The organism is Nonlabens sp. Asnod3-A02 (assembly GCF_045063755.1).
GTDB classification, from domain to species: domain Bacteria; phylum Bacteroidota; class Bacteroidia; order Flavobacteriales; family Flavobacteriaceae; genus Nonlabens; species Nonlabens xylanidelens.
In genome coordinates this window covers 275,536-290,252 of the sequence record NZ_JBEFOC010000006.1, presented here as the reverse complement: position 1 = coordinate 290,252, position 14,717 = coordinate 275,536, and the positions used below count along the sequence as shown (strand labels likewise).

17 protein-coding genes are annotated in these 14,717 nt (G+C 33.9%); 9 read left to right on the top strand and 8 right to left on the bottom strand.

The annotated features are described in order from the left end of the window. The first annotated feature begins 81 nt into the window (after positions 1-81). Positions 82-789 (top strand): biotin--[acetyl-CoA-carboxylase] ligase, encoded by a 708-nt coding sequence (locus ACJJVN_RS02500; protein WP_405377030.1) that lies wholly within the window; start codon positions 82-84, stop codon positions 787-789. On the opposite strand, the gene ACJJVN_RS02495 is transcribed toward ACJJVN_RS02500, so the two are convergent. After that, positions 786-1,172, bottom strand: coding sequence for an SRPBCC family protein (locus ACJJVN_RS02495; RefSeq protein ID WP_405377029.1), 387 nt, complete (start codon positions 1,170-1,172; stop codon positions 786-788). The two genes, ACJJVN_RS02500 and ACJJVN_RS02495, sit on opposite strands and share 4 nt — an antisense overlap. Positions 1,173-1,181: 9 nt before the next feature. Then, a complete protein-coding gene (gene pyrE / locus ACJJVN_RS02490) occupies positions 1,182-1,823 on the bottom strand; it encodes an orotate phosphoribosyltransferase (RefSeq protein ID WP_104515683.1) in 642 nt (213 codons plus the stop codon). Here pyrE and ACJJVN_RS02485 point away from each other — a divergent pair. Next, positions 1,822-2,448 carry an NUDIX hydrolase gene (locus tag ACJJVN_RS02485; protein ID WP_405377028.1) on the top strand — a complete coding sequence of 209 codons (627 nt, stop codon included), beginning with the start codon at positions 1,822-1,824 and terminating at the stop codon, positions 2,446-2,448. The two genes, pyrE and ACJJVN_RS02485, sit on opposite strands and share 2 nt — an antisense overlap. On the opposite strand, the gene ACJJVN_RS02480 is transcribed toward ACJJVN_RS02485, so the two are convergent. Genes ACJJVN_RS02480 through ACJJVN_RS02465 form a run of 4 tightly spaced genes read right to left on the bottom strand, consistent with a single transcriptional unit; the run spans position 2,422 to position 6,432 of the window. Then, the gene (locus tag ACJJVN_RS02480) at positions 2,422-3,255 is read right to left on the bottom strand and encodes a hypothetical protein (protein WP_104515681.1); all 834 of its coding nucleotides are present in this window, start codon (positions 3,253-3,255) and stop codon (positions 2,422-2,424) included. The genes ACJJVN_RS02485 and ACJJVN_RS02480 overlap by 27 nt on opposite strands. After that, positions 3,243-4,997, bottom strand: coding sequence for a M14 family metallopeptidase (locus tag ACJJVN_RS02475; RefSeq protein ID WP_405377027.1), 1,755 nt, complete (start codon positions 4,995-4,997; stop codon positions 3,243-3,245). The genes ACJJVN_RS02480 and ACJJVN_RS02475 overlap by 13 nt, the downstream gene beginning before the upstream one ends. Positions 4,998-4,999: 2 nt before the next feature. After that, the gene (gene coaD / locus ACJJVN_RS02470; RefSeq protein ID WP_104515679.1) at positions 5,000-5,452 is read right to left on the bottom strand and encodes a pantetheine-phosphate adenylyltransferase; all 453 of its coding nucleotides are present in this window, start codon (positions 5,450-5,452) and stop codon (positions 5,000-5,002) included. Continuing rightward, positions 5,452-6,432 carry a D-alanine--D-alanine ligase gene (locus tag ACJJVN_RS02465; protein WP_405377026.1) on the bottom strand — a complete coding sequence of 327 codons (981 nt, stop codon included), beginning with the start codon at positions 6,430-6,432 and terminating at the stop codon, positions 5,452-5,454. Before ACJJVN_RS02465 ends, coaD begins: the two co-directional genes overlap by 1 nt. A 141-nt stretch (positions 6,433-6,573) precedes the next feature. Between ACJJVN_RS02465 and ACJJVN_RS02460 the strand changes: the two genes are divergently transcribed. From ACJJVN_RS02460 to ACJJVN_RS02435, 6 genes are all read left to right on the top strand, one after another. Further along, the gene (locus ACJJVN_RS02460; protein WP_405370876.1) at positions 6,574-7,152 is read left to right on the top strand and encodes a PASTA domain-containing protein; all 579 of its coding nucleotides are present in this window, start codon (positions 6,574-6,576) and stop codon (positions 7,150-7,152) included. Continuing rightward, complete coding sequence (locus tag ACJJVN_RS02455) at positions 7,152-8,192, top strand: RluA family pseudouridine synthase (RefSeq protein WP_405377025.1); 1,041 nt, start codon at positions 7,152-7,154, stop codon at positions 8,190-8,192. The genes ACJJVN_RS02460 and ACJJVN_RS02455 overlap by 1 nt, the downstream gene beginning before the upstream one ends. A gap of 197 nt (positions 8,193-8,389) precedes the next feature. Then, positions 8,390-9,151 (top strand): peroxide stress protein YaaA, encoded by a 762-nt coding sequence (gene yaaA / locus ACJJVN_RS02450; protein ID WP_405377024.1) that lies wholly within the window; start codon positions 8,390-8,392, stop codon positions 9,149-9,151. A gap of 16 nt (positions 9,152-9,167) precedes the next feature. Next, on the top strand, positions 9,168-9,866 hold the full coding sequence (gene radC / locus ACJJVN_RS02445) for a DNA repair protein RadC (protein WP_405370882.1): 699 nt from the start codon (positions 9,168-9,170) through the stop codon (positions 9,864-9,866). Positions 9,867-9,934: 68 nt separating this feature from the next. Next, positions 9,935-11,179, top strand: coding sequence for a DUF7033 domain-containing protein (locus tag ACJJVN_RS02440; protein WP_405377023.1), 1,245 nt, complete (start codon positions 9,935-9,937; stop codon positions 11,177-11,179). Beyond that, positions 11,169-11,861: a YjjG family noncanonical pyrimidine nucleotidase gene (locus ACJJVN_RS02435; RefSeq protein ID WP_405377022.1), complete on the top strand. Its 693-nt coding sequence runs from the start codon at positions 11,169-11,171 to the stop codon at positions 11,859-11,861. The genes ACJJVN_RS02440 and ACJJVN_RS02435 overlap by 11 nt, the downstream gene beginning before the upstream one ends. Here ACJJVN_RS02435 and ACJJVN_RS02430 read toward each other — a convergent pair. Further along, entirely contained in the window at positions 11,843-13,135 is a 1,293-nt protein-coding gene (locus ACJJVN_RS02430) for a replication-associated recombination protein A (RefSeq protein WP_405377021.1), read from the bottom strand. The genes ACJJVN_RS02435 and ACJJVN_RS02430 overlap by 19 nt on opposite strands. Positions 13,136-13,254: 119 nt before the next feature. Between ACJJVN_RS02430 and ACJJVN_RS02425 the strand changes: the two genes are divergently transcribed. Then, positions 13,255-13,932, top strand: coding sequence for a rhomboid family intramembrane serine protease (locus ACJJVN_RS02425; RefSeq protein WP_405377020.1), 678 nt, complete (start codon positions 13,255-13,257; stop codon positions 13,930-13,932). Between the two features lie 10 nt (positions 13,933-13,942). Here the strand turns inward: ACJJVN_RS02425 and rlmB are convergent, their stop codons facing one another. Continuing rightward, positions 13,943-14,677 carry a 23S rRNA (guanosine(2251)-2'-O)-methyltransferase RlmB gene (rlmB, locus tag ACJJVN_RS02420; RefSeq protein WP_405377019.1) on the bottom strand — a complete coding sequence of 245 codons (735 nt, stop codon included), beginning with the start codon at positions 14,675-14,677 and terminating at the stop codon, positions 13,943-13,945. Positions 14,678-14,717: the final 40 nt, after the last annotated feature.

Below are 14,717 nucleotides of genomic sequence, written 5' to 3'. Positions count from 1 at the left end.
TATTTTTTGTATTCACAAATTTATTCTTTTTTTGAGCTGGATTTGCTAAATATCCCATAAACTCGCGAATAAATTTTCGTTTTGAACATAGTCAAATTACATGCCACTACATCTACTAATGATGAGTTGAAATCTCGCTTTCGCGAAAGCGTGCTCCCACATCTAACTGCTATCTATAGTTTAAAGCAAACTAGAGGTAAAGGACAACACGGTGCTCAATGGGTTACAGAAGACGGTAAAAACCTGACATTTAGTGTGTTAATAACGGAAGGTGTCTCAGATTTAACCCCTTTTTTAATTAATCAAGTCGTATCTGTCAGTATAGTGGAATGGTTAAAAAATGATTTACAGATTCAGTCAAAAATAAAATGGCCTAACGACATACTGTCAGTTAATCATAAATTAGCCGGTATTCTTATAGAGAATAGTTATTCTGGCAATTTTTTGTCAAGTAGTGTGGTAGGTATCGGTCTTAACGTAAATCAGGACGAATTTGAAGGATTGCCTAAGGCTATTTCTTTAAAAAATATAACAGGCAAAGAGTTTGAACTAGAGGTCTTACTGATAAGTTTTTTAAATGTTCTTAAAAACAATTTGCGCGACCCTTTAAAGGTCGCGCAAGATTATAATAAATATTTATTTAAATACCGTCAAGTAATTAGTTTTGAATCTAGTAATGCCGTTTTTAATGGCAGGGTAGAAGGTACAGATAAAGACGGTAAATTAATTTTAAGAGTCGATAATGAGTTAAAGATTTACGATCTTAAAGAATTGAAATGGGTGTATTAAATCTTTTCAATACCGTTTGCTAGCTGTTCTAAAAACTTTTTTATTGGGCCTTTAATCATCATCGCCATCATAGCATTAAAGTCTCCGTCAAAGTTGAGTTGAGCTTCAGATCCTGTTGCTATTTCATCGATATTACAAGTTAATGTAAATGCTAGTTTATCACTAGTAGAACCCAATACTACTTTAGAAAAAGGTGTTTTTTCTTTTAGGCCTAGTGCTATTTCTGGCATGCCTTTAAGACCGAATAAGAATTTATCTTCTCCTTTTAATTCAAACTTAGTGTCTTCGGGCATTAATTCTTTGAAGTTTTCTACCTTAGTTAAAAAGTTATATAAATCTTCAGGATTCTTTTGTGTTTTTGCAATGCGGCTTTCTAGATTCATCTTGTTTAATTATGCGTTCCAGTTGCTAGGATCTTTTCTCCAGCTTTTTAATAATTCGATTTCTTCATCTTTAAAATGACCAGCTTGTGTAGCTTGTTCTATAAGATGGTTGTAATCACTTAGAGTGGTTAGCTCTATGTTGTATTCCTTAAAATTCTCTACTGCAAAATCAAAGCCATAAGAGAAAAGTGCTAACATTCCTTTTACGTCAGCGCCAGCTTCCTTAAGCGCATCCACTGCATTTAGGCTACTTTTACCTGTACTTATTAGATCTTCTACGACTACAACTTTTTGACCTTTTTCTAGATGTCCTTCTATTTGATTCTTGCGACCGTGCTTTTTTGCTTCTGGTCTTACGTATATGAAAGGAAGGTTCATGTAGTCTGCTACTAGCATTCCTATTCCTATTGCTCCTGTAGCAACTCCTGCAATAACATCTGGCTTACCATATAGTTCTTCTATACGTGCCGCAAGGTGTTCTCTTAAAAAGTTTCTAATCACTGGATATGATAGAGTAACTCTATTATCACAGTAGATTGGTGAACTCCATCCGCTGGCCCAAGTAAATGGTGTTTGCGGTTGCAGTTTAATTGCTTTAATTTGCAACAATAACTCAGCAGTTTTTATTGCTATATCCTTATCTCTTACCATGGCACAAATGTATAAAGTTTTTGTGAAAGAGGTGGCTATAATCGTCACTTCAGATAAAAGCAATTTTAAAGATCATAATACCTTTAAAATTAAAAAGGTTGATTTTCATAAACTGGTAGAACAGATTGAAAATAAAGAACTTACAAATGTCGTATTGTATTCTAAAAATAAATCTAAGCTTTTAAAGAGACTTCATAAACTACTGCCTATTGTTATTGCAGGAGGCGGACTGGTTTTAAATCAAGAAAATGATTTCCTTTTTATTCACCGCAATGGAAAATGGGACCTCCCAAAGGGTAAGGCAGAAGACGGAGAAACTATTGAAGAAACTTCTATAAGAGAAGTGGAAGAAGAAACTGGTGTTAAAAATCTAGCAATCACTAATTACCTAGGTCATACGTATCATACTTTTTCCAGAAAGGGCAAGCTTAAATTAAAGCTTACCCACTGGTTTATTATGGAAACAGACTCTGTGAAGAAATTAAAACCTCAAAAGAAAGAGGGAATCGATAAAGCGGTATGGCTTAATAAAGAAATGGCTACCATGGCATTAAAAGATTCTTATGCTAACATTAGAGAGCTTTTTCCTGATGATATGTTAGTCGATAACGCGAGAAAGGTCTAAGTAATGGCTTAACTCAAAAGCGTTTATTTCTATTACTATCGTGTTGTTTAAAAAATCAAATTCTTTAGGCAATTCAACTGTTTTAGATACTCTTATTTTTTTAGAAACGTCACTTTTGAAATCAAGAGATAGACCGGTGTTTTGAAAATCTGCGGTTTCAAATTGAAAGACCTTATTTAATACATGTTCAGTAAACCTATTCTGTATTTCTCCTTCAGGTAATTCTAGTGCTAGGTTTGCAACTGCCTGTTGTAAATTTGCGTCAAAAATTATTTTAACATCTCTTCTTTTTTCTTCAGGGATAAGATCGTTAAGATATATTTCTTTGAGCTCTGGCTTTAAATACGTTTTTAGGATTCTTCCTTTGCTATTTGTTTTACTATATTCTATTTCATAACTAGTGAATTGAGTATTGTCAGTTACAAATAGTGTCTCTAATTGGGTAAAGCCCTCATTTTTTTTATCATCACATAATATGCGTTCTCTACGCGATGTGAATGTTTCAAAAAGAGATTTTAAAGGAGTACCCTTTGCATAAGTCACATCTATAAAGTCTTGGGTAATTAAGCTGGTAATTTCATGATTTAAAACAAGGTCAGCATCTGTATTAGAATTAAAATTAGGAATAGAATAGTCGTATGATGTTGCGTCACACTCTATCTTTTTATTTAGAATTTCATGAGATATTTCTCCAGTTATTTGGACTTCTATCTGTGGTTTTTCTATTTCAGTTTTTTTTGATTCATTACAGGATAGTAATGCTGCACAACATAGAATTAGGGCTGTTTTTTTCATTATTTGTTCCATTTGTAGATTGGGTAATTAAGGTGTGCTGGCTCATAATTTGTACTTCGTTTATGAATCCAGTTGAGTTGTAGGTGATTGTTTTCTTTAAATTTTTTATCGGCTTTTTTTAAGGAGTCAAATTCTCTTTTTAGAGCTTTGTTTTCACTCAATAATTTACGAGCTGTAGCTTCAAATACATAGCTAGAAAAACCTTCTTTTTGTTGTAAAATGGTGTCAAAGTAATTCCATTTAAAGAAAGAATCTGGTCCAGCAGGTTCTAGAGTTTCAATTATATATCTAATACCAGGTTGACGCGTTGGGATGATTATATCGCTTTCGCGAAAGCGTAACTCTACAACATCTTCTTTTACATCAATACCGCTATGTGGGTAATGACCTTCATATGCGTTAGTAGCTGTTTTGTAATTTGCTATGCGGTATTTACTTACTGTTAGTGTAGTGTCCTTAGTTAAAAACTCTAGTTGTATGTTATTGCGACGCATTAATTCAATTACTTTCCACTGACTTTGTGGTACTACATAATAATCTGGTATGGATATACTGTCGGTTGCTACAAAGTAATTGTGATAAACTGTTTTTTTATTAAATGGTTTACTGCGATCATATGTAAGTAAATCATTTCCTGTAACGTCACTCTTTCCTATGACTGCTTCATAACCTAGAAAATCTAATGTGTCTGCCTGTGTTTTATCTAAGGAATAATTGAGTGTGTAATGTGTTGCGTTTTCAAAGTTATTAAAGGAACTCTTGCGAGCTTTCTTTATGGTATCTACATTTTCAGATCCTATATGGATCATCTCTTCCATGATAGCTTTTGTACCTAATACTCTGTCTTTGTATGGTTTTAACATGTGTGTTTCTACCATCATGCCTAGTGTGTTCCACAGGCTGGTATATCCAGTTGAATATCTAGGGTAATCCATGAATTGAGAGAAACCCTTTACTGGAGATGCGTTGTGCACGTTTACATAAGGCGTGATAGGAAGATCTCGTGCTGCCAGTCTTTTTTCTAATTGTGGCTGTAATTGTGTATGTAAATAATGACCAGTGGTACTGCCTAATTTATTGTGTTGTGTAAAAAGATGGGTTAATGTGTACTGGTAGTCTGCACCGTTACTTACATGGTTATCAATAAAAATATCTGGATTTATTTTATGGTAGACATCATAAAAAGCTAGTGCATTGCGCGAGTCTGCCTTTATAAAATCCCTATTGAGATCATAATTGCGTGCGTTACCTCTAAAACCATATTCTTCTGGACCATTTTGATTTGTGCGTGTAGATGAATTGCGATTTAAAGAGCCACCTACATTATAAACGGCAATGGTGCTGAAGATTAAATTCTCTGGAGCGTCTATAGCACCTGTAGCAAGATCTCTCATGAGCATCATGGTAGCATCTATACCATCGCTTTCTCCTGGGTGGATACCATTATTTATTAATATTTTAATTTTATCTTCATTAGCACTATTCCAGTTTATAGTATTTTTAGAGAAGCTTATTAAGTGCAAAGGTTTCCCACTGTCGGTCTGACCTATTTCTTCTAGTTCGATGTTAGAAAAGTCGGTAGAGAGTTCTTTGTAAAATTTAATAACTTCATTATAGGTCGCGGTTTGATTACCGTTACCTAGCTCAAAAGCAGTTGGGTATTCTTTGGCTTCTTGTATGGCTTCTTTTTGAGTAGTTTTATTACAAGAGTGGAGAAGAAGTGCTGCTGTAAATAGTGCTATAAGTTTTTTCATATTTATATTCTTACTGTGTCTGGTACTAAACTGGTGTAATCTCCATTATTTCTAATGACATCTCTTACTATAGAAGAAGAGATGTAGCTTTTGCCAGAACTAGTAAGTAAAAATACAGTTTCGATTTCAGATAGTTTTCTGTTAGTGTGTGCGATGGCTTTTTCAAATTCAAAATCACCTGGATTGCGCAGGCCTCTTAATATAAATTCAGCTTCTTGTTTTTTACAAAAATCTATGGTAAGTCCTGAGTAGGTCATCACCTTAATCTTTGATTCATGTTTAAAAGACTCTTCTATAAAACGCTTGCGCTCTTCTAATGAGAACATGTATTTCTTATCGGCATTAACGCCTATAGCGATAATAATCTCGTCAAAAAGGCCTAAACCTCTCTCTATAATATCAAAGTGACCTAATGTTATAGGGTCAAAACTCCCTGGAAAAACGGCTCTCTTCATTAGTTATGGTGTTTAATAGTGTTTTCAATAATCTCTGTAAATACATTTTTCATAGTATCTCCAGATGCTTTTATTTGTTGTGGTATTATACTTTCTTCACTCATTCCTGGATTTGTGTTAATCTCAATAAAATGAGGTGTGCCATTGTGAAAAATAAAGTCAGCACGTGCTAGACCTTTAAGCTTTAATACTTGGTAAATACGCCTAGTTGTTTCTTGAACTACACGCGTGTTTGCATCGGTAATACGTGCAGGTGTGATTTCTTTAGATTTACCTTGATATTTTGCCTCGTAATCAAAGAAGTCATTTTCACTAACAATTTCTGTAGGTAGTAAAACTTTTATCTCATCATCTATTTGATAGGCACCTACAGACACTTCTACACCATCTAGAAAGGATTCTATAATGATCTCATTATCTATTTTAAAGGCTATTTCTAGTGCAGCATCCATATCTTTAGTCTTATAGACCTTAGTCACGCCTAAACTACTACCACTACGATTTGCTTTAACAAAGCAAGGTAAACCTATGTTACGAGCTATTATTTCGGCATCTATTTGATCACCATGATTCAAGTACATGTGATTACCTGTGGTGATATTCCATGGTTTAAGTATGGCGATACAATCTCTCTTATTAAATGTAATAGCACTTTGATAAGAATCACAAGATGTTTGTGGAATGTTTAAAAGCTCTAACATCGCTTGTATTTTTCCATCTTCTCCTGGAGTACCGTGAATGGTGTTGTAACAACAGTCAAAGTAGACTTTGTCTCCATTTATGGTGAGGCTAAAATCATTTTTATCTATTTCATGACACTTACCAGCAGCATCTTTATAGTGCCAGCTATCTTTTAAAATAGCAACTGGATACACTTTATATAAGTCAGAATCTAAATTCTGGGTAATGACGGCGCCACTCTTCATAGAGATTTCCCACTCATGAGAATAGCCGGCCATTAAAACTGCGATGTTTTTCATTAATTTAATTTATAAACAAGCTTAAACAACAAAGTTAAAAAAGATGTCGTTCTAAGAACGTTTTCTATCCTTATCTTTGTTCTTTTATTAACGGTCATAGAAAAATACATCTTTTCGAGCCTATAAAATCATTTTATCCTTATGAATTTCTTCAGATTCATTTTTACTAAAGCCTTCTGGATCCAAGTAGTTATTGCTGGATTAGTTACTGTTTTATTATGTTTTGCTTATTTATTCTGGCTAGACTGGTATACTAATCACGATCAGGAAATTAAAGTGCCTAATTTAGAAAAACTGACACTCACTCAGGTAGATGAGCAGTTAGAACAGCTTAATCTGCGTCGCAAGATTATCGATAGTGCTAGTTTTAACCCTGCTTACGCACCTAGAACGGTAATAGAACAAGATCCACTAGCAGATAAGTTAGTAAAAGAGAATAGACAGGTTTATATTAAATTAAATGCGTCTGGTTATGGAAAAGTTACTGTTCCAGATTTGATATATAAAACTAAAAGGCAGGCTATACCTACATTAGAAGCTTTAGGCTTTAAAATAGGTGATATTACTTATAAACCTAATATTGCAGAAAATACAGTGCTAGAAATGCGTTATAAAGGTAAAAAACTTGAGCCTGGAACACAATTAAGTAAAACATCTACTATAGACCTAGTCTTAGCAGATGGTCGTAATCCATCTTCAACCTTAGAATCTAGTAACTAATGAATAACGAGGTAGAACACGACGATTTAGAAGAGAAAATGAAACACGAACATCATCATTTTGTTGCTGGTAGTGGACAAGACCCTTTACGTATAGATAAATATTTAATGAATTTTATAGAGAACGCAACACGTTCTAAAATTCAGCAAGGGATAAAAGAAGGAGCGGTTACCGTAAATGGAGACGTTGTAAAATCTAATTACAAGGTAAAACCTCATGATGATATTAGAGTTTTATTTGACCATCCGCCGCATGAATCACTTCTTGTTGCTGAAGATATTCCTCTAAATGTAGTTTATGAAGATGACCATTTAGTTGTCGTTAATAAGCCTGCAGGTATGGTGGTGCATCCAGGACATGGTAACTATTCAGGTACTTTAATTAATGCTCTGATTCACCATTTTGATAATTTACCTAATAATACGAGTAATAGACCAGGTCTAGTACATAGAATAGATAAAGATACCAGTGGTTTACTAGTTGTTGCAAAAACAGAAGAAGCAATGGCGCATCTATCTGCTCAATTTGCAGCAAAGACCAGTGAGAGAGAATATATCGCTATAGTATGGGGTAACTTTACAGAGCCTAAAGGAACAGTAGAAGGTAATATAGGACGCCACCCTAAAAACCGTTTACAAAACACTGTATGGTTAGGTGAAGATGCTTATAAAGGTAAGGTCGCAGTTACACACTATGAGGTGACTGAAGATCTAGGTTATGTAAGCGTTATAAGTTGTCGTCTAGAAACTGGTCGTACACATCAAATACGTGTACACATGAAATTTATAGGACACACCTTATTTAACGACGAGCGTTATGGAGGTGATAAGATTCTTAAAGGAACTAACTTCACTAAGTATAAACAATTTGTAGACAATTGTTTTAAAGTCTTACCACGTCAGGCATTACATGCTAGAACACTAGGTTTTGAGCATCCACATACTAAGGAGTGGATGAGTTTTACAAGCGAGGTTCCCTCTGATATGGTAGAATGTATAGAGAAGTGGCGTGTATATGCTACTAATTCAAAAGATATGTAAATGAATGGTAATTATCTCGCTTTCGCGAAAGCGAGATAATTATTTACCAATCGTTATTATTACACCTAAACTATAGTATTTGATTATTAAAAACAAATACATTATAATCATTACTTATACATGTATTAAGAACTTAACTTGAATTTGAGTGCTTAATCGCATTACCCATAGTATTTTTACGACTCAAAATTTAAGTCATGAAAATCTTACTTTCTCCAGCAAAATCACTTGATTATAAAACCGATTTACCTACTGATAGAGCTACACAGCCTTTATTTGTAGAAGATGCCATTAAGATAAATGCAAAGTTAGAACGCATGAGTAAAGGTGAGGTAGGTAAATTAATGCATATTTCTGATAAGCTAGCAGATCTGAATTACCAACGCTATAAAAGTTTTGAGTCAGAATTTAATACAGAAAATGCACGTCCAGCGATCTATGCCTTCTCTGGAGATGTGTATACTGGTTTTAATGCTTATGATCTAGATTCTAAATATTTAGATTATGCACAAGATAATATTCGTATTCTATCTGGAATGTATGGTTACTTGAGGCCATTAGATTTATTACAACCTTATCGCTTAGAAATGGGGACTTCTTTACCTATAGAAAGTAATAAAAATCTTTATGAATACTGGAAAGATAAAATCACACCAGCATTGAATAAAGAAATCAAAGAAGGTGAGTTATTAGTTAATCTAGCTAGTAATGAATATTTTAAGGCTATAGATAAAAAGCAACAGCACGGTACGATTATTTCTCCTGTTTTTAAGGACTTTAAAAACGGTAAATTAAAAATCATATCTTTCTTTGCAAAAAGAGCTAGAGGTACAATGGCAAGATATCTAGTAGAAAATAAGATTGATACTTTAAATGGTATCCAGTCATTTGCAATGGATGATTATAAATACTCTGAGCAGGAAACCGTTAAAGAAAACGAGCCAGTTTTTGTGAGATAAGTTCTATCTTTCGTTCATGGAAGAAGAAAAAGCTCATTTTTCTATTAAAGACTGGTCGCTCAATGATAGACCTCGAGAAAAATTATTACATAAAGGTAGTTCATCACTTTCTGAGGCAGAGTTAATTGCTATCTTAATAGGTAGCGGTACACGTAAAATGAGTGCCGTAGAATTAAGTCGCATTATAGTTAATGACGCTCAAAATTCATTAGATATTTTAGGTAAAAAAAGCCTGAAGGAACTTATGAAATATAAGGGAATAGGAGAGGCTAAGGCTATTACCATTGCTGCGGCAATGGAATTGGGAAAACGTCGTGCTATGGAAATGCCTATAACATTACCTAAGATTAAATCTAGTAATGATGCTTTTAAAATATTGCAGCCTATTTTAGGTGAATTACCGCATGAAGAATTTTGGATCTTATTATTAGATAATAGCCATAAAGTTTTAGAGAAAAAAAATATAAGTATAGGTGGAATTACTGGTACTCTAGTAGACACAAGATTGGTTTTTAAAAAGGCTATAGAAGCCGGTGCTGTCGCTATGGTGTTATCTCATAATCACCCTAGTGGTAATTTAAAACCTAGTCATCAAGATAAAGCCCTTACTATGAAACTGGTAGAAGCAGGTAAGTTATTAGATATTAAAGTTTTAGATCATTTAATTATAACACAACAAGGCTTTTACAGCTTTGCAGACGAAGGCCTGATGTAATGATATTAGTTTACTGTTCTCATATAACGCCTAGGAAAGAATATATTTTCAAGCATATTTTCCGTAGAATGATGATGCAAGAATTTAAACTTACATCAGATGTAAGTGAATTTGTAAGTCACTCTGGTGTTAAGTTAAGTTATGGAGTTAAACCATTAGGAGATGAGCTTTTTATATGGTCTCAAGGATTATTGGATGAAACTGGTATAGATTATCACGAGATAGATTTTCATAAATGGGACGAGTTACCCATATTTTTTAAAGCACCAGATAGGAGTGATATTCCTTTTGATATATTCTCTGCAGCATTTTATTTAATCACTAGATACGAAGAGTATTTACCACAAGTAAAAGATGATCTAGGTAGATATAGTGCTAAAGAAAGTGTAGCAGTTCAAGGCTGCTTTATTTTAATGCCTGTAGTAGATTTATGGGTTAGAAAACTTCTAGATATATTAAATAGAAACTTTGAGGTCTCATTAACAAGAAAACAGAAGCTTAAAACTACTGTTGCTATCGAGGTGTCCTCCTTTTTTAAATATCGTGGTAGAGGTGCTCTAGATAATTCTATGATGCTTTATAATCACTTTAGAAGATTTAAAATAAGACCTTTTTTTAAACAGATTGTGGTGCTGTTGGGGTTAAGGGTAGATCCTTTTAAAAACTATGAAGAGTTAATCTCTACGATAAGGAAAAAATGGAAATACGGTAAGAAATCTACTAATGCAGCGCATAACATGATTTTCTTTTTTCACCTAGGGAGCTATAATCGCGTAGATAATGGTATTAATTATACATCTAGAAAATACCGTGAAGCTATAAAACTAATAGGTGATTACCTAGATATAGGTTTACGTTTTTCATTTTATTGTAATGATAATGAGGTTCTAAAACAGGGTAGGAAGTTTGAAGAAATATCTAACCGATCTTTACATAAAACTATGGCAGCGTATTCTAAAATAGCAACACCTGGTCATTACAAGCGGTTAGTAGACCTAGAAAAATTAGAAGATTACAGCATGGGTTATGAATCCATGCCTGGTTTTAGAGCTAGTACGAGTCATCCATTCTATTTCTATGATTTAGATTATGAAGTACAAACCCCTTTATTAATATATCCATATGCTTTGCATTATAAAAGTATTTCTGGCAATATGCTCAATGGACAAAAACAAGTAGTACAACAATTAAAGCGCAGGGTAGAAGAGGTTTCAGGACATTTTATTGTTATGTTCAATTATGCTCAATTTGAGAAAGGATTAAAAAGTCATGCGACTACCACATTAGAATATATATACGATAATGAAGTTTAATAATATAGAACACATTTTTTTTGATTTGGACCATACCCTGTGGGATTTTGATCTAAATAGTAAATTAACCTATCAACAAATCTTTGAAGAGCATCATGTCGATTTAGATTTAGAAAAATTCATAAGGATATATGAACCGCTTAATCTGCAATTTTGGCGCATGTTTAGAGAAAACAAAATCACTAAAGAAGATTTACGTTTCCAACGACTTAAAACTGCTTTTGATGCTTGTGACTACCCATTATCAGACGAACAAATACATCTCTTTGCAGATTTGTATATCAAATACCTGCCCAATCATAATCATTTATTTGATGGTTGTATAGAACTTTTAGATGCACTGTATGAAAAGTATCAACTGCATCTAATTACTAATGGATTTAATGGTGTACAGCAAAATAAAGTGAAGAATTCTGGATTATCAAAATACTTCAAGGTAGTTCTTACAGGTGAGACAGCAGGTGTGAAAAAACCTGCGCCACAAATCTTTCATAAAGCATTAGAAATGGCAGGTGCCAAGATAGAAAATAGCATTATGATAGGTGACAGTTTTGAGGCAGATATTAAAGGAGCTCAGAATATAGGCCTGCCGACTATATGGTTTCATGTCACTAATGAAGAAATAAAAGAAGGAGAGGTAGTAGTGCATCACCTTAAGGATATTTATCCTTTATTATCATAATCATAATGATCTTTCCAGCGTTTTTGTAAAAAATCTCTTTGTGCTTGCTCTCTAGGGTTATTACCAGGTTCATAGAATTTTGTTTTACTTATTTCTGTAGGTAGAAAATCATAATGAGCAAAGTTACCTGGATGATCATGTGCGTATTTATATTCTTCACCATAGCCCAATTCTTTCATAAGCTTTGTAGGAGCGTTTCTTAGACCTAAAGGTACAGATAAGTCACCAGTTTCTTTTACGGCACGTTGCGCGTTACCTATAGCCATATAACTAGCATTGCTCTTCAGTGAGGTGGCTAGATACACAGCACATTGACTCAATATGATACGAGATTCTGGATAACCTATAGTAGACACTGCTTGGAACGTATTATTAGCCATGATTAATGCTGTAGGATTTGCATTACCTATATCTTCAGACGAGAGTATGAGCATTCTACGAGCTATAAATTTTAAATCTTCACCGCCTTCTATCATGCGGGCTAGCCAGTAAACCGCTCCATTAGGATCACTACCTCGTATGGATTTTATAAAAGCACTGATTATGTCATAATGTTGTTCTCCAGTTTTATCATACCTAGCTGGGTTTGCTTGGACTTGAGATAACACCATTTTATTAGTGATTATAATTTTATCTTCAGTTTGTGCATTTACCACTAATTCAAAAACGTTGAGTAGTTTTCTAGCATCACCACCACTTATTCTTATTAGAGCTTCTGTTTCAATAATTTCTATATTTTTCTTAGATAATATTTCATCTATTTCTATAGCTCTATTAAGTAAGTTTTCTAGGTCCGCTTTCGCGAAAGCGTCTAAAACATAAACCTGACAGCGAGATAAAAGTGCAGGAATGACTTCAAAACTTGGGTTCTCTGTAGTTGCCCCAATAAGAGTTACCCAGCCTTTTTCTACAGCACCCAGTAAAGAATCTTGTTGGGATTTACTAAAACGATGAATTTCATCTATAAAAAGTATAGGGTTCTTTGCAGTAAATAGTCCTCCTGAATTTTTAGCCTTTTCAATAACTTCTCTTATATCTTTTACACCACTATTTATGGCGCTCAAAATGTAGAAAGGTCGTTTACTTTCTGCAGCAATAATTTGTGCAAGAGTAGTCTTACCTGTCCCTGGTGGTCCCCATAAAATCAAAGATGGAGTAGTACCGTTTAATATATGTTGTCTCAACGTTCCCTTGTCACCTACTAGATGTTGCTGACTTAGGTATTGATCAAGATTAATAGGTCTTATACGTTCTGCTAGAGGAGTGTTTTGCATGGTGCTAAATTAAAGTTTCTATCCTACTCATACAATTTGATTAACAATAGTTTTGTCGTTTATGTCATGACATTTTTGGTAGATATAGGTTTGGCTTCTATATTGATAACTTTGTTGTAATGAAAGATTCTGATTATTTTAAATTTGATATAGTAACCGTTTTTCCGGCCTTACTTTTTGTGCTTATTATGTGGACGGTATATTGGTTAGAAGTTAAATATCACTTCCGCTTCAATAGTCATGGAATACAACCGCAGAAAGTGTCTGGTTTACAAGGTGTTGTTTTTGGACCTTTTATTCATTCAGGTCTTAAACATTTATGGAGCAATTCTTTACCTAGTCTTGTACTTATAACAGCTTTGTCTTTTTTCTATAGAAGAATTAGCTTATTTGTTTTAATAATAGGACTTCTTTTAACTGGTATTCTTACTTGGTTAATAGGTAGACCATCTTATCATATAGGAGCGAGTGGTGTAGTGTATATGTTAACAGCTTTCTTGTTTTTCAAGGGTTTGTTTACTGGTCATTACAAACTATTGTCATTAAGTTTTTTAGTCGCTTTTTTCTATGGAAGTATGGTGTGGTATGTTTTACCTATAGAAGAAGGTATTTCTTGGGAAGGACATTTAAGTGGTGCAATCTCTGGAATTGTCTTAGCAATTTTCACTAAAAACAAACTCCCACAAAAGAAAAAGTATTTGTGGGAGTTAGATCATTATAAAGAAGATGAAGATCCTTTTATGCGTCATTTTGACGAAAATGGAAACTTCATTGAATTCTCTGAAGAAGAGGAGTAGGAGTAAAGGGTTATAACTTTTGTCTTACTACTTCATATAACATGGCGCCACACGCTACAGACACATTTAATGAAGCGATATCACCTTGCATTGGTAATTTGACAACGTGATCTAGAATCTTTAAGGTAGATGGGTTAATACCTCTGTCTTCACTACCCATAACTATGGCTAGTGGAGTGTTGAGATCTACATCATATATTAAATCTGTAGTTTTCTCATTTGCCCCAGCAGTTTTAACGCCGTATGCTTGTAATAAAAACACAGCATCTTTAATGTGATTCACTTTACAAATAGGCATATTAAATACAGCTCCTGCACTTGTTTTTACAGTAGCTGCGTTTACAGGTGCGCTTCCTTTTTCAGATACTATAATTGCTTTTACTCCAGTACATTCTGCTGTGCGTATAATAGCACCAAAATTTCTTACATCAGTCACACCATCTAGTAATAAGAACAATGGTTTTGTTTCCATATCTGTATTTTCTAGAATCGTTTCTAGATCATGAAAATTAACAGGAGAGATACTAGCTGCTGCCCCTTGATGGTTTCCACCTTTGGCTATGTGATCAAGTTTTTCTGATGGTACATAAGATACGGCTATGTTGTTTTTACGAGCTGCATTTTGAAGTTGGTGCATAAGTACACCGTCAGCTTCTTTAATAAGGTAGAGTTTAGATATCTCTTTGTTACTTTCTATCGCTTCTATAATTGCTCTTATTCCGTAAATGTATGTAGTCTTTTCCATGCTGCAAAGGTAGTAGTAATTATTTGAGTTTATTGCATAA

Bases quoted from the DNA above. Each gene is read 5' to 3' on its own strand.
- ACJJVN_RS02495 (WP_405377029.1), bottom strand. From the start codon at position 1,172: ATGAATCTAGAAAGCCGCATTGCAAAAACACAAAAGAATCCTGAAGAT.
- ACJJVN_RS02485 (WP_405377028.1), top strand. From the start codon at position 1,822: ATGGCACAAATGTATAAAGTTTTTGTGAAAGAGGTGGCTATAATCGTC.
- pyrE (WP_104515683.1), bottom strand. From the start codon at position 1,823: ATGGTAAGAGATAAGGATATAGCAATAAAAACTGCTGAGTTATTGTTG.
- ACJJVN_RS02480 (WP_104515681.1), bottom strand. From the start codon at position 3,255: ATGGAACAAATAATGAAAAAAACAGCCCTAATTCTATGTTGTGCAGCA.
- ACJJVN_RS02475 (WP_405377027.1), bottom strand. From the start codon at position 4,997: ATGAAAAAACTTATAGCACTATTTACAGCAGCACTTCTTCTCCACTCT.
- coaD (WP_104515679.1), bottom strand. From the start codon at position 5,452: ATGAAGAGAGCCGTTTTTCCAGGGAGTTTTGACCCTATAACATTAGGT.
- ACJJVN_RS02465 (WP_405377026.1), bottom strand. From the start codon at position 6,432: ATGAAAAACATCGCAGTTTTAATGGCCGGCTATTCTCATGAGTGGGAA.
- ACJJVN_RS02460 (WP_405370876.1), top strand. From the start codon at position 6,574: ATGAATTTCTTCAGATTCATTTTTACTAAAGCCTTCTGGATCCAAGTA.
- ACJJVN_RS02455 (WP_405377025.1), top strand. From the start codon at position 7,152: ATGAATAACGAGGTAGAACACGACGATTTAGAAGAGAAAATGAAACAC.
- yaaA (WP_405377024.1), top strand. From the start codon at position 8,390: ATGAAAATCTTACTTTCTCCAGCAAAATCACTTGATTATAAAACCGAT.
- radC (WP_405370882.1), top strand. From the start codon at position 9,168: ATGGAAGAAGAAAAAGCTCATTTTTCTATTAAAGACTGGTCGCTCAAT.
- ACJJVN_RS02440 (WP_405377023.1), top strand. From the start codon at position 9,935: ATGATGATGCAAGAATTTAAACTTACATCAGATGTAAGTGAATTTGTA.
- ACJJVN_RS02435 (WP_405377022.1), top strand. From the start codon at position 11,169: ATGAAGTTTAATAATATAGAACACATTTTTTTTGATTTGGACCATACC.
- ACJJVN_RS02430 (WP_405377021.1), bottom strand. From the start codon at position 13,135: ATGCAAAACACTCCTCTAGCAGAACGTATAAGACCTATTAATCTTGAT.
- ACJJVN_RS02425 (WP_405377020.1), top strand. From the start codon at position 13,255: ATGAAAGATTCTGATTATTTTAAATTTGATATAGTAACCGTTTTTCCG.
- rlmB (WP_405377019.1), bottom strand. From the start codon at position 14,677: ATGGAAAAGACTACATACATTTACGGAATAAGAGCAATTATAGAAGCG.